We start from the raw sequence: 12,516 nt of genomic DNA on the forward strand, positions 1-12,516 counted from the left end.
CTCCATCATCGGCCTGCGCCTCCGGAAGTGGTGCCGGGCCTGGGCGGCATGCAGCCGGTCTCAGGCTGCGCACCCGGTGCCGTGTACTCCTTGGGGACGACCCCGCACAGGTATCCGTCCATCCAGCGTCCGTTGCCGAGCGCGTTGCCGAGCAGGCGGTTGTAGGGGCCCGCCACCGCGAGGGCGCGGTTGAGGTTGTCCTGGTTGCGCTGGAGGACGTCGGCGACCCGTTCGAGGGATCGGAGCGCGGGGCCGAGCTGGGCCTGGTTGTCGGCGACCAGCCCGTTCAGTTCCCGCGCGAGCGACTGCGCCCCGACCAGGAGCCCGTGGATGGCCTCGCGGCGGCGCCGCAGCTCGGCCAGCAGCAGGTTGCCGTCCTGGAGCAGCCGGGCGAACTCCCCGCTCTGCTCGGCGAGGACGCTGGTGACGCGGCGGGCGTTGGCCAGCAGTTGGGCGAGCTGCGCGTCCCGGCTGGAAATGGTCTGTGACAGCGCGGACAGCCCGTCCAGGGCCTTGCGGACGTTGGGCGGGGTGTTGGTGAAGGTGTCGGCGATCGTCTCCAGGCTCTGCGCGACCGTGACGGTGTCGAGCCGGTCGAGGGTGCCCGACAGCTCCTGGAACGCCTGCGTCACGTCGTACGGCGACACGGTGCGGCTGACCGGGATCCGCTGGTCGGGGTTCTGCTCCGCGGGTCCCAGCGGGTCGACGGCCAGGTACTTGTCGCCCAGCAACGTCTTGATCATGATGCCGGCGGTGCTGCGGTTTCCGATCCAGGTGTCCCTGACCCGGAAGCTCACCTTGACCTTGTTCCCGTCGAGTTCCACGCCGGTGACCTCGCCGACCTTGACGCCGGCGACGCGCACCTCGTCGTCGGGACGCAGCCCGGCGGCCTCGCTGAAGTCCGCGGTGTAGGTGGTGCCGCCGCCGATCACCGGAAGGTCGTCGGCGCGGTAGGCCACCAGGGACAGCGCGAGGATGATCGCGAGTCCGGCCACGGCGATGGCGATGGGGTTGCGCTCCCGGATCGGCTTGCGCAGCAGCGGCCCGCGCGTTCTGGGGCGCTTCGCCCTGGACGGCTCCCCCGTGGCCTTCATGCCGGGAATCAGGCTCCGCTCGGGAGGTTCGGTCATTGCGGCCTCCCGCATCTCGCGATCGACTCGTCCTTGATCGGGACGCCGGTGGGCGGGTCACTGCCGTCGTTGTAGGTGACGCCGGTGACCGTGGCCTGGCACATGTAGAGGTTCAGCCACGACCCGTACGAGCCGAGCCGGGCGATGGTGGTGCTCTTCTCCGGCAGGGTCTTCAGGAAGCGGTCCAGGGTCGGCGACTCTTCGGCCAGGTTGCCCGCCAGGCGGCCGAGGTTGGTGATGCTGTCCTTGAGCGGCGCGCGCCCCACCTTCAGCAGGTCGGCGGTGCTGTTGGTCAGCTCCGACATCGCCTGGATGGCCTGGCCGAGCGGTTCGCGGTCGGCGGCGAGCCCGGTGGTGAGCCTGCGCAGGGTGACGATGAGGTCGGCGAGCTGGTCGCTGCGCGCGTTGATGGTCTCCAGCACGTCGTTGAGGTTGTCGATGACCTGCCCGATGACCTGGTCGCGGCTGGCCAGGGTGGTGGTGAGGGACGCGACGGTGCGCAGCAGCGAGTCCATCGTGGGCCCCTCGCCCTGGAGCACCTGGATGATCTCACTGGCGAGCTGGTTGACGTCGGAGGGCGACAGCGCCTGGAACAGCGGCTTGAACCCGTTGAAGAGCTGGGTCAGGTTCAGCGCGGGCGTCGTCTGCTGGAGCGGGATGGTGCCGCCGCGCGGCAGCACCTCGCCGGGCGGCCCGGTGCCGCGGTCCAGCTCGATGAACCGCTGCCCGACCAGGTTGAGGTACTTGATGGTGGCGGTGGTGGACGCCGGCAGCTTGCGCCCGGTCTGCACGGTGAACCGCACGCGCGCCTGCCGCCTGTTCACCACGTCGATGTCGGTGACCTGCCCGATCCGCACGCCCGCGATCCGGATGCCGTCGCCCTCGATCAGCCCGGTCACATCGCTGAAGATCGCGTTGTAGCGGTCGGCGCCGCCGACGCCGGTGTTGGCGACGCTGATGGCCAGGATGGCGGTGGCGGTGACCGTCACGATGACGAACAGCGCCGACTTGATCAGGGGCCCGCCCAGGCCCTTGACGTTCATCCTCACTTGAGGTTCACCTCCGCCCCCCGGTAGATCGGGCCGACCAGGACGCTGCTCCAGTCGGGCAGCGCCGTCGGCACCTCCTGAAGGGACGGCGCCACCAGCTCGTTCACCAGCGTGTTCTCCTGCGGTGAGTTGGGCAGCCCCAGCCCGCCGGGCGGGACGGCGACCGGTGCGGTCTGGTTCGGCTGCGCGGCCAGGGGCCGCGCGCCACCCGAGGGGTCGAACGGAACCGGGTAGCAGCGCGGCCCGCCGGTCGCCGTGTAACGCGGCGTGTCACGTCCGGGGACGTAGCGTCCCTTGGACGGGACGACCTTGACGTCGACACGCAGGCCGGGGCGTCCCGTCCCCTTGCCGAGCAGGCGGTCCATCTGTGGCATGAAGTCGTTCAGCATCGAGAACACGCAGGGGAACTGCGGCGAGTACCGGGCCAGCACCTCCAGCGACGGTCTGCTCCGGTCCGACAGCCTGATGAGGTTGCCGGAGTTCTGCCGCAGGAACGTGGTCAGGTCCTCGGTGCCCGCGGTGACGGTGGAGTACAGCTCGCTGAGGTTGCGGCGCTGGTCGACGACGGTACGGCTGGTGTTGCTGAAGTCGTACAGCGCGTCGAGGATGTCGGGGGTGGCCTCGCTGTAGTGGTGGGTGAACGCGACCAGTTCGTGGATGTTGCGGTTGAGCGCGGGCAGGTCGGGGTTGAACTTCTTCAGGTAGGCGTCCAGGCGCACCAGCGTGTCGCCCAGTTCCTCGCCCCGTCCCTCCAGGGCCTGCGCCATCGCGGTGAGCGTCGCCGACAGCTTCGCCGGCTGGACGGAGTTGAGCAGCGGAAGGGTGTTGTTCAGGACCTCCTGGAGCTCCACCGCGTTGGCCGTACGGTCCTCGGTGATCACCGAGCCGGCGGTGAGCCGGGCCGGGGACGGCTGCGGGGGTGGGATCAGCGCGACGAACCGCTGCCCGAACAGCGTGGTCGGCAGCATCTGGGCGGACACGTTCGCCGGGATCCGCGGCACGGACTCGGGTTTGAGCGCCAGGGTGAGCCGGGCGCCGGAGCCGTCGGCCTCGATCTTCCGCACCTCGCCGACGACCACGCCGCGCAGCTTGACGTCGGCCTGCGGGTGCATCTCGTTGCCGACCGAGCCGGTGCGCAGCGTGACCATGGCGGCCTCGGTGAACCGCTTCTGGTAGATCGCCACGGACAGCCACACCAGCAGCGCGGGGACCAGCAGGAACACCACGCCCTGGAGCCGTAGCAGCAGTGTCGCCATCGGGCCTTCGTGTCTCATCGCTTGCTCACCCCGCGACCTTGACGGTGGTGGTGGCGCCCCAGATCGCCAGGCTGAGGAAGAAGTCGGTGACGCTGATCAGGACGATCGCGGTGCGCACCGCGCGTCCGACCGCGACGCCCACCCCGGCGGGCCCGCCGGACGCGCGGTAGCCGTAGTAGCAGTGCGCGAGGATCACCATCACGCTGAAGATCAGCACCTTGAGGAACGACAGCACCACGTCCGTCGGGGACAGGAACACGTTGAAGTAGTGGTCGTAGGTCCCCGCGGACTGCCCGTTGACCCAGATCGTCACCTGTCTGGAGGCGAGGTAGGAGCTGAGCAGCCCGACCCCGTACAGCGGGATGATCGCGACGGTGCCGGCGATGATCCGGGTGGTGACGAGGTAGGGCAGGGACGGGACGCCCATGCCCTCCAGCGCGTCGACCTCCTCGTTGATCCGCATCGCGCCGAGCTGGGCGGTGAAGCCCGCGCCGACCGTGGCCGACAGCGCCAGCCCGGCCACCAGCGGCGCGATCTCGCGGGTGTTGAAGTAGGCCGAGACGAACCCGGTGAACGCCGAGGTGCCGATCTGGTTGAGCGCCGCGTATCCCTGGAGGCCGACGACGACGCCGGTGAACAGCGTCATCGCGAACATGACGCCGACGGTTCCGCCGATCACGGCGAGCGCGCCGGAGCCGAACGCGACCTCGCCGAGCAGCCGCTGCACCTCTTTGAGGTAGCGGCGCAGCGCGCGGGGCGTCCACAGCAGCGCGCGGACGTAGAAGCCGAGCTGGTCGCCGGGCTTGTCGAGCCAGGCGAACCAGGAGCCGGGACGGCGCAGCCTGGAGGAGGTGGAGGCCATCGCGTCACGACCCCTTCGGCGGCACGACCTGCAGGTAGATCGCGGTCAGCACCAGGTTGACGAAGAACAGCAGCAGGAAGGTGATCACCACGGACTGGTTGACCGCGTCCCCGACGCCCTTGGGCCCGCTGCCGGGGTTGAGGCCCCGGTAGGCCGCCACGACCCCGGCGATGAAGCCGAAGATCAGCGCTTTCAGCTCGCTGATATAGAGGTCGGGCAGTTGGGCGAGCGCGGAGAACGAGGCCAGGTAGGCGCCGGGTGTGCCGCCCTGCATGATGACGTTGAAGAAGTAGCCGCCCATCACGCCGACCACCGAGACCAGGCCGTTGAGCAGCACGGCGACCAGCATGGCCGCCAGGACCCGGGGGACGATCAGCCGCTGGATCGGCGAGACGCTCATGACCTCCATGGCGTCCATCTCCTCGCGGATGGTCCGCGAGCCGATGTCGGCGCAGATCGCCGAGCCGCCCGCCCCGGAGATCAGCAGCGCCACGATGATCGGGCTGGCCTGCTGGATCACCGCGAGCACGCTGGCGCCGCCGGTGAACGACTGCGCGCCGAGCTGCCGTGCCAGCGACCCGACCTGCAACGCGATCACCGCGCCGAACGGGATGGACACCAGCGCGGTCGGCAGGATCGTCACCGAGGCGATGAACCAGAACTGCTCGATCAGCTCCCGCACCTGGAACGGGCGCCGGAACATCTGCCGCAGCACGGTGGCGCCGAGCGCGAACAGCCGGCCGGTCTCGCGCAGCGCGCCCGTGCCGGGGATCGGGGCGCTGGGCGGCGCGGTCACAGCGACGCCCCTCTGCGGCGCGGCAGCAGACTGCTCACGATCGCCTCCTGCGCGGGCGGTGGCAGCGTCGGCAGCATGGACATCACCCGTTCCCTGCGGCGCGCGACCGCCTTGCGCTCGGGCATTCCCGGGCTGGGTTCGAGCTGCGGGACGATCTCCGGGACGCGGGTGCGGGGCATCTGGAGCGCGGCCTCGGCGGCGAGCGTGGCGGCGTCCTTCTCCTCGCTCATCCCGATCGGGCCCTGCCGCGAGCCCCGCAGGAACTGCGCGACCACCGGCTCGTCGCTGGTCAGCAGCACCTCCCTGGGCCCGAAGGTGACCAGGTCGCGGCGGAACAGCATGCCGATGTTGTCCGGGACGGTGGACGCGATCTCGATGTTGTGCGTGACGATCAGCATCGTCGCGTCGATCCGCGCGTTCAGGTCGATCAGCAGTTGTGACAGGTAGGCGGTGCGGACCGGGTCGAGGCCGGAGTCCGGCTCGTCGCACAGGATGATCTGCGGGTCCATCACCAGCGCGCGGGCCAGGCCGGCGCGTTTGCGCATGCCGCCGGAGATCTGGCCCGGGAGCTTGCGTTCCTGGCCGGCCAGACCCACCATCTCCATCCTTTCCAGGACGATCCGGCGGATCTCCGACTCCTTCTTACGGGTGTGCTCGCGCAACGGGAACGCGATGTTGTCGAACAGGTTCATCGACCCGAACAGCGCCCCGTCCTGGAACATCAGCCCGAACAGGCGGCGCGTCTCGTAGATCTTGCGCTCAGGGTCGTTGACCATGTCGACGCCGTTGATGAGCACCCGGCCGCGCTCGGGCTTGAGCAGCCCGATCAGTGACTTGAGGAACACCGTCTTGCCGGTGCCCGACGGGCCGAGCAGCACGCTGACCTCACCGGCGGGCAGGGTCAGCGACACGTCCCGCCAGATGGTCTGCCGCCCGAAGGACTTGGTCAGCCCTTCGACGACGACTTCGAGTCCCATTCGACGAAATCCATTCCGCAGAAGCCGAACATCGATCTTTTGAAAACCGGCCCGCAATAGCGACCGCCATCGAGGTTGCGACATCGGTCGCTACTGGCCGGTACGCTACTTCCGGCGCACGGCGGGACGCAAGTAATCCAGGAAGATGGAATTCCACCCCGATGGATCGTTGTCACCGAATGACAATCGCTACCGAACGGTTTGTCTCCGAGTGCGCGTCCGGCGGCGACACGGTGCATCTCCACAGGTCACGGGATGGTATCGGGAAATGCGGAAAGGGTCTTGTCAAGCCCTTGACACGAATATGCCGTCATCGAACGGATGGCGCAGAACGGTCCGGCCCGCGGCATTGACCGCCCCCTTAATGATTGCCGAACGTCACGTCCCCCGCGTGTTGCTAGGATCATGCGCATGACCTTCTTCTTCCTGCGTTAGGGATCCGCCGGCGAGGCGAGGAGCCCCCGTCGCCGGCGATGCGGGACCGGCAGGCCGCCCGTCCCGGGTCCTGACGTGGGAGAAGAAGATCATCATGCGCATGGTGGCGCGTTGCGTCCGCGGGCTCGAGTCCCTCCTGGCCACCGAGATCCTCCGGTACGAGGTCGGCACCGTCACCCGGATCGGGCACCGCGAGGTGCGGTTCCGCACCGGGTCTCCCCCGGCCGGCACGGCGCGGCTGCGCACGGCCGACGACGCCTTCCTGCTGGTCGCCCGCATGCCCGACATCGGCCCGTCCAGGGCGGCGGTCGCCGGGCTCACCGACCTGGCCGCTTCGGCGGACCTGCGCCACGTCCCTGCCGGGCAGGACGTGGAGGTGTCCGCGTCGTTCCTGGGGCGGCGCAGGTTCAACCGGTACGACGTCGAGGACGCGGTGGGCCGGGCCTTGGCGGCACGCCTGCACGTCCGGTATCACTCACGGCGTGACGGCGGCCGGCCACCGCAGGGCTGCCAGGGGTGGCGGCTCACGTTGGACGGCGCTCACGCCAGCCTCATGCTGCGCGTCTTAGAGCGTCCCCTGCATCGCCGCCCGTACAAGCGCAGCACCATCCCCGGCACGCTGCACCCACCCGTGGCCGCCGCCATGGCACTGCTGGCCGACATCCAGCCGGGCCAGGTCGTGGCCGACCCCTGCTGTGGTGCGGGCACACCCCTCATCGAGGCAGCCAATCTGCACCCGGGCGCAACGTTCCGGGGCTTCGACACGGCACCCGCCGCGTTGCGTGCGGCACGCGAGAACGCGCGGGGGCTACCGATCGTCCTTCGCCGAGGGGACGCGGGCGACCTTCCTCTAGGGGACACGAGCGTGGACAGGGTCATCACCAACCCGCCCTGGGGCGCACAGGTCAGTCCCTCCGGTCTGCTCGCCCGCGACCCGCGCCGCTTCTGGACGGAGCTGCGCCGCGTCCTCACGCCCAAGGGAGCCGCGGTCGTCCTCATCCCCGACCCTGGTGCTCTGGCGTCCGCGATACGCGAGGGACTGACACCCGTCCACGTGCAGCAGATCAGGCTTGCGGGGACCCACTCGCACCTCGTCCGGTTGCACCGGCGGCCGTGAGGACTAGGCGGGCGGTGGGGCGAGGCCGGGGTGCTTGCGCGTGTACGTCGGCTCGGGGTGTTCGGTGAAGCCGAGGGACCGGTAGAGCGGGATCCCGGACTCCGTGGCGTGCAGATCGACACGATCGACGCCACGGGCGTCGAACCAAGCGATCAGATCCTTCATGATGGCGCGGGCGTGGCCGCGGTGCCGGTGGGCCGGGTCGGTGATGACGCCGAAGATGTAGCCGACCCGGCCCGTCCGGTTGTACGGGGACGGAAGGCGCTGGTCGATGACGCCCATCCCGGACGCGATGGGACCGGTGGCGCCGTCACCGACCACGACGATCCGCGTGTCGTCCGCGGCAAGCCGTTCCTTGAGCGCGGCGGCGCAGGCGTCCCGCCACCCGTCCCCGAAGGGCGCCTCGCCGAAGTCGTCCCTCAGCTCGGCGAACATCTGCGCGCGAAGCCGCACCAGCCCGGAGATGTCCTCAACGGTCGCCTCTCGTACCTCCGACATGCCAACACCCTACGTCCGGCCTCCGGGCGACCGCCGCGCCGGAATACTCGGGCGATGTCGGGCACGGCCAGTCATTGGAGGACGTTGACGTGGGGAACGCGCCGTACGAGATCCTGGAGAAGGACGACCGTAGGGAGGCCGGGCGGACGAGGCCGGTCTTCCTGGACACCTCCGGACGGCGGCGGCGATGGCTGCGGGTCGCGGGCTTCGGCGTCGCGGGGGCCTGCGGGATGTACACGGCGGTCGTGGCGGTCAGCCTGATGGGAGGGCCCGTCAGCCCCGACTCGGTACTGCCGCTGCCCGAGCACGGCACCGCCGCCAAGAGGGCGGACCCGGCGCCGACCCGCTCCGCGCCCACGGCACCCGGCACCGCTCCCACACGTGGTCTGCGGCGGCCGCGGCCGACCGCGTCCCCTGCGCCCGGCACGGTCGGGAAGAGAACGATCCCGGCTCCGGCCACAGTTGTGCCGTCACAGGCGCCCTCCAGCCCCCGCTCCACGCCGCCCACCCCGGCGCCGTCCACCACCACACGCACTCCGGACCCCGACGAGCGACGCGCACCGTCCCGGCGCGGCGGCGGGCTCCTCGGGCTGCTGGGCCTCGGATGAGCACGCGGGATCTCCCCCGGATCTCCACAGGACCGCCACCACTCGCGGCCGGTCGCCCGCGTCCAATGAGGCATGCGCGTGAAGATGATCCTCCCGGCACTGACCGAGGCGACCTCTCCCTTCTTCCGTCCGATCAAGTACTCGCTGTTCCCGCCGCTGGGACTGGCCACGCTCGCCGGCTACCTCGACCCCGACGACGAGGTCACGGTGACCGACGAGCACGTGCAGAAGGTCGACACCTCCGACGAGCCCGACCTGGTCGTGATCCAGGTCTACATCACCTCGGCGCGGCGCGCGTACGAGCTGGCCGACCTGTACCGGAGCCGCGGCGCCTACGTCTGCCTCGGCGGGCTGCACGTGACCTCGCTTCCGGACGAGGCGGCCCGGCACGCGGACACCATCTTCTGCGGCCCCGGTGAGGACACCTGGCCCCGCTTCCTCGCCGACTTCCGCGCCGGGCACCCGGCGCCACGGTACGAGTCGTCCGAACGCACGCTCGCGGGGCTGCCGCCGATCCGCCGCGACCTCATCGCCCGCGAGCGGTACCTGGTGCCGAACTCGATCGTGGTGTCGCGCGGCTGCCCGCACGTGTGCGACTTCTGCTACAAGGAGGCGTTCTTCGAGGGCGGCAAGTCGTTCTACACGCAGACCGTCGACGCCGCGCTCGCCGAGATCGAACGGCTGCCCGGCCGCCATCTGTACTTCCTGGACGACCATCTGTTCGGCAACGCCCGCTTCGCGTCCGCCCTGTTCGACGGGATGCGCGGGATGGGGCGGCTCTGGCAGGCCGCCGGGACGGTGCAGGCGGTGCTGCGACCGGGGCTCCTGGAGAAGGCCGTGGAGTCGGGGCTGCGCAGCCTGTTCGTCGGCTTCGAGACGGTCAACGCGGGCAACCTCACCGAGCAGCGCAAATGGCAGAACATCGACCGCGACTACGGCGCGGTCGTCCGCAGGCTGCACGACAACGGCGTGATGGTGAACGGCAGCTTCGTCTTCGGGATGGACGAGGACGACCCGGGCGTGTTCGACCGCACGGTCGACTGGGCGATCGGCCAGGGAATCGAGACCGCCACCTTCCACATCCTGACGCCGTACCCCGGCACGCGCCTCTATGACCGCATGGCGAAGGCGGACCGGATCCTGCATTCCGACTGGGACCGGTACGACACCCGGACCGTCGTCTTCAAACCCGCGAAGATGACCGAGCGCCAGTTGGAGGACGGATACTGGCGCGCGTACCGCGACTTCTACCGCTGGGGCTCGATCTTCCGCGGTGCCGCGACCAAGCCGACGTTGCGCGGAAAGGCGAGGCACGCCGCGTACGCGGGCGGCTGGAAGAAGTTCGAGCCCGCCTGGGACCTGGTCATCCGCGCCAGGCGAGCGGGCCGGGCGCTGCCGTTGCTGGAATCCATCCTGGCCGGATTCGGCAGGCATCGCGCCGAACCCGGCCGGGAACCGGCGGAAACGGTGAGCCCCGCTCCATGAGAGCACTGACATGGGCCGTTCCCGCATCAAGCCTTTCGTGATCGTCTCGGCCGCGGTCTCGGTCGCCATCGGCCTGCCGACACTCCTCCTGCCGATCCGGATGAGCCACGGCGCCGGAAGCCTCCGCTGCGAGGATTTCGGCGCCGACGGGTCCTGCCCGACGGAACCGCTGGTGGACCGGCTGGCCGGTGCCGGTGTCCTGGTCGCGGCCCTGATCGCTCCGACGCTGGCCCTGTTCGCCCTCGCCGGGGAAGGGCGGCGCCGGTCGATCGCGCGGGCCGCCTGGGTGATCTTCCTCGGCGTGTACTGGGCGGTGGTTGTGATCATCGGGCTGCTCATGCTGACGGTGGCGGATGACGTCGCCCCTGACCCGTCCGACACCACTGGCCGGGATGCCACAGGCGTTCTGAAGGGTGTACGGAAGGTTCTTCTTGTCACCCCGGGATTGAGGTAGACGGCGGTCTCACCCGGCGGGAGCGCACGCAGCTTGGCGGCCATTCGATCGAGTTCGTCGGCGATCTCATTCGCCTGCCGCCTCCCGCCCTCCGGGTCGGGGCCCACGTGAAGCCATCGATGTCCTTGGCCGCGGCACGGATCTCGGAGGCGGCGCCTCGGAACGCCTTCGTGTGGTCCGCGGAGTACCGGCTGCGGCCGAGGCTCTTCGTCTTCAGCGAGCCCAGCTCGTGGCTGATGCACCCGCACGGATCCGCCGAGTACCTGAGGTCGGTGACCAGGCCGTATCGCGATTCGCCAAGACCCGCTAAGCCCCTGGACGGCCCATGGCGCACCGGGCCCACACCCACTTGCCGCCGTTGGGATCGCGGGTCACCCCGCATGAGGTCGAAAGCGCCTGGACGAGCGCGAGCCCCCAGCCGCCGTTGTCGTCGAAGCTCTCCTCGGAGAGATCCAGGTCGTCGAGGCCGAGTTCGGCGACCGGCCTGGGCTCTGGCATGCGGGCGCTGGAGTCCCACACGGCGAAGAAGATCCCCTGACCGTCCCGCCCGACCTGGAGGACGATCTTCTCGCCGGGGGTCACCTCGGCCGCGTTGGTGACCAACTCGCTGACGATAAGAAGTGCATCGTCCAGAACAGCGGAATAGTCCCATTTACGAATCCGAGCGCCGGCCAGCACCCGCGCCACCCCTATCGCCGCAGGTGAACCTGGCATGGAAAAGATCAATTCATCGGCCTTCGTCGCCACCACTGCCTCACCGTCAGTCGCGCTTGCTAATTTCTATGCCAAGGATCACAAGTGCGCCCTACGGTTCGGGTGTACAACAAACAACTTCAAACTTGGGAGGAACGATGCCCCCCGTTCGCGAACCCCTCGACCCCAAGATCTCGCTGTGGCACTTTCTGGCCGTCTACATGCGCTTCTGGCGCGAGAAGCACGGGCTCACGCTCGATCAGTTCGGGCGCATCATGGGCGTCGCACGATCCAGTGTTTGCAACATGGAGGCATGCAGGCAGCGCCCCCAGGAAGACCACATGCAGAAGCTGGACGAAAAGTTCGACACTGGGATGCTTTTTAGGCTTTTGCTGTGGTTTGCCCGAATGTCCCACGATCCCGACTGGGGACGCCAACTCCGCAAGTACGAGGAGCAAGCGAAATCAATCCGGAGCTATCACGGCCATACGATCCCCAGGCAGTTCCAAACCGAGGACTACACACGTGCACTGGTCGAGGCCGGATCGGCTGAGGATGTCGAGGCTGCGATAGCAGGGCGCCTCTCTCGCCAGCGCGCCCTCCTCGACCGTGAAAAACCTCCGTTCTTCTGGGTGCTCATCGACGAGAAGGTGCTGGACTGCTGCGTCGGCGGGCAGAGTGTCATGCAGGCTCAGCTCGCGCACTTGCTGGAGATCATGGATCGTCCGAACGTGATCGTGCGTTTCGTCCCGTCCGCGGCAGGCGCCCACCAAGGCTTCGACGGCCCGTTCCAGGTCATCAGTCTGGAGGAGCGAGACGTCGCCTACGCCGGGGCTCAGAACGGCGGGCGGCTGATCGAATCACCCGTGGAAATCAGAGAACTTTGGGATAGGTTTGAACGCATCGGTGCGAAGGCTCTCCCAGAGTCCGCCTCGCGGACCCTCGTCGAGCAGTATTTGGAGAGGTACAGATGAACGTGCAGTGGCGCAAGAGCACTCACAGCGGCGGTGTCAACGACGAGCACTGCGTTGAGCTGGGACGTCTCGAACAGGGCATCGGGGTAAGGGACTCCAAAGACCCAGAGGCCGGTCACCTCACCCTCACACCCGTCGAGTTCGGCACCCTCATGAACTGGATCAAGCGACACCAGAAGCCC

Annotated in this window: 14 protein-coding genes; 6 read left to right on the forward strand and 8 right to left on the reverse strand. The window is 69.0% G+C overall.

The features are described from left to right. Positions 1–5: 5 nt before the first annotated feature. The 6 genes from ACGWYJ_RS27640 to ACGWYJ_RS27665 all read right to left on the reverse strand — a co-directional run bounded on the left by ACGWYJ_RS27640 (position 6) and on the right by ACGWYJ_RS27665 (position 6,070). Entirely contained in the window at positions 6–1,130 is a 1,125-nt protein-coding gene (locus ACGWYJ_RS27640) for an MCE family protein (protein ID WP_395109281.1), read from the reverse strand. After that, positions 1,127–2,173 carry an MCE family protein gene (locus ACGWYJ_RS27645; RefSeq protein WP_395109298.1) on the reverse strand — a complete coding sequence of 349 codons (1,047 nt, stop codon included), beginning with the start codon at positions 2,171–2,173 and terminating at the stop codon, positions 1,127–1,129. The genes ACGWYJ_RS27640 and ACGWYJ_RS27645 overlap by 4 nt, the downstream gene beginning before the upstream one ends. Positions 2,174–2,175: 2 nt before the next feature. Then, on the reverse strand, positions 2,176–3,435 hold the full coding sequence (locus ACGWYJ_RS27650; RefSeq protein WP_395109283.1) for an MCE family protein: 1,260 nt from the start codon (positions 3,433–3,435) through the stop codon (positions 2,176–2,178). Positions 3,436–3,460: 25 nt separating this feature from the next. Then, positions 3,461–4,297 (reverse strand): MlaE family ABC transporter permease, encoded by an 837-nt coding sequence (locus ACGWYJ_RS27655; RefSeq protein ID WP_395109284.1) that lies wholly within the window; start codon positions 4,295–4,297, stop codon positions 3,461–3,463. A gap of 4 nt (positions 4,298–4,301) precedes the next feature. Then, positions 4,302–5,000 (reverse strand): MlaE family ABC transporter permease, encoded by a 699-nt coding sequence (locus tag ACGWYJ_RS27660; protein ID WP_395109300.1) that lies wholly within the window; start codon positions 4,998–5,000, stop codon positions 4,302–4,304. 89 nt (positions 5,001–5,089) lie between these two features. Continuing rightward, the gene (locus tag ACGWYJ_RS27665) at positions 5,090–6,070 is read right to left on the reverse strand and encodes an ABC transporter ATP-binding protein (protein ID WP_395109286.1); all 981 of its coding nucleotides are present in this window, start codon (positions 6,068–6,070) and stop codon (positions 5,090–5,092) included. A 529-nt stretch (positions 6,071–6,599) separates the two neighbouring features. Here ACGWYJ_RS27665 and ACGWYJ_RS27670 point away from each other — a divergent pair. Continuing rightward, complete coding sequence (locus ACGWYJ_RS27670) at positions 6,600–7,622, forward strand: methyltransferase domain-containing protein (RefSeq protein WP_395109287.1); 1,023 nt, start codon at positions 6,600–6,602, stop codon at positions 7,620–7,622. A gap of 3 nt (positions 7,623–7,625) precedes the next feature. Here the strand turns inward: ACGWYJ_RS27670 and ACGWYJ_RS27675 are convergent, their stop codons facing one another. Beyond that, positions 7,626–8,120, reverse strand: a complete 495-nt coding sequence (locus ACGWYJ_RS27675; protein ID WP_395109288.1) for a GNAT family N-acetyltransferase — start codon at positions 8,118–8,120, stop codon at positions 7,626–7,628. A gap of 89 nt (positions 8,121–8,209) precedes the next feature. Between ACGWYJ_RS27675 and ACGWYJ_RS27680 the strand changes: the two genes are divergently transcribed. The 3 genes from ACGWYJ_RS27680 to ACGWYJ_RS27690 all read left to right on the forward strand — a co-directional run bounded on the left by ACGWYJ_RS27680 (position 8,210) and on the right by ACGWYJ_RS27690 (position 10,667). Further along, positions 8,210–8,728: a hypothetical protein gene (locus tag ACGWYJ_RS27680; protein ID WP_395109289.1), complete on the forward strand. Its 519-nt coding sequence runs from the start codon at positions 8,210–8,212 to the stop codon at positions 8,726–8,728. Positions 8,729–8,812: 84 nt separating this feature from the next. After that, entirely contained in the window at positions 8,813–10,213 is a 1,401-nt protein-coding gene (locus ACGWYJ_RS27685; protein ID WP_395109301.1) for a B12-binding domain-containing radical SAM protein, read from the forward strand. Positions 10,214–10,223: 10 nt separating this feature from the next. After that, positions 10,224–10,667, forward strand: coding sequence for a hypothetical protein (locus ACGWYJ_RS27690; RefSeq protein ID WP_395109290.1), 444 nt, complete (start codon positions 10,224–10,226; stop codon positions 10,665–10,667). Positions 10,668–10,973: 306 nt separating this feature from the next. On the opposite strand, the gene ACGWYJ_RS27695 is transcribed toward ACGWYJ_RS27690, so the two are convergent. Further along, a complete protein-coding gene (locus tag ACGWYJ_RS27695; protein WP_395109292.1) occupies positions 10,974–11,417 on the reverse strand; it encodes an ATP-binding protein in 444 nt (147 codons plus the stop codon). A 101-nt stretch (positions 11,418–11,518) separates the two neighbouring features. On the opposite strand from ACGWYJ_RS27695, the gene ACGWYJ_RS27700 reads away from it, so the two are divergent. Then, positions 11,519–12,334 carry a helix-turn-helix domain-containing protein gene (locus ACGWYJ_RS27700; protein WP_395109293.1) on the forward strand — a complete coding sequence of 272 codons (816 nt, stop codon included), beginning with the start codon at positions 11,519–11,521 and terminating at the stop codon, positions 12,332–12,334. Further along, positions 12,331–12,516, forward strand: a 186-nt coding sequence (locus tag ACGWYJ_RS27705; RefSeq protein WP_395109295.1) for a DUF397 domain-containing protein, incomplete at its 3' end; no start/stop codon positions are given. The genes ACGWYJ_RS27700 and ACGWYJ_RS27705, both read left to right, overlap by 4 nt.

Origin of the sequence: Actinomadura sp. SCN-SB (assembly GCF_043906805.1) — a bacterium.
Taxonomy (GTDB): Bacteria; Actinomycetota; Actinomycetes; order Streptosporangiales; family Streptosporangiaceae; genus Spirillospora.

What these genes read in the sequence shown, in the direction of transcription:
- ACGWYJ_RS27665 (WP_395109286.1), bottom strand. Translation starts at nt 6,070, where the DNA reads ATGGGACTCGAAGTCGTCGTCGAAGGGCTGACCAAGTCCTTCGGGCGG.
- ACGWYJ_RS27675 (WP_395109288.1), bottom strand. Translation starts at nt 8,120, where the DNA reads ATGTCGGAGGTACGAGAGGCGACCGTTGAGGACATCTCCGGGCTGGTG.
- ACGWYJ_RS27690 (WP_395109290.1), top strand. Translation starts at nt 10,224, where the DNA reads ATGGGCCGTTCCCGCATCAAGCCTTTCGTGATCGTCTCGGCCGCGGTC.
- ACGWYJ_RS27660 (WP_395109300.1), bottom strand. Translation starts at nt 5,000, where the DNA reads ATGTTCCGGCGCCCGTTCCAGGTGCGGGAGCTGATCGAGCAGTTCTGG.
- ACGWYJ_RS27655 (WP_395109284.1), bottom strand. Translation starts at nt 4,297, where the DNA reads ATGGCCTCCACCTCCTCCAGGCTGCGCCGTCCCGGCTCCTGGTTCGCC.
- ACGWYJ_RS27670 (WP_395109287.1), top strand. Translation starts at nt 6,600, where the DNA reads ATGCGCATGGTGGCGCGTTGCGTCCGCGGGCTCGAGTCCCTCCTGGCC.
- ACGWYJ_RS27685 (WP_395109301.1), top strand. Translation starts at nt 8,813, where the DNA reads ATGATCCTCCCGGCACTGACCGAGGCGACCTCTCCCTTCTTCCGTCCG.
- ACGWYJ_RS27650 (WP_395109283.1), bottom strand. Translation starts at nt 3,435, where the DNA reads ATGGCGACACTGCTGCTACGGCTCCAGGGCGTGGTGTTCCTGCTGGTC.
- ACGWYJ_RS27700 (WP_395109293.1), top strand. Translation starts at nt 11,519, where the DNA reads ATGCCCCCCGTTCGCGAACCCCTCGACCCCAAGATCTCGCTGTGGCAC.
- ACGWYJ_RS27640 (WP_395109281.1), bottom strand. Translation starts at nt 1,130, where the DNA reads ATGACCGAACCTCCCGAGCGGAGCCTGATTCCCGGCATGAAGGCCACG.
- ACGWYJ_RS27645 (WP_395109298.1), bottom strand. Translation starts at nt 2,173, where the DNA reads ATGAACGTCAAGGGCCTGGGCGGGCCCCTGATCAAGTCGGCGCTGTTC.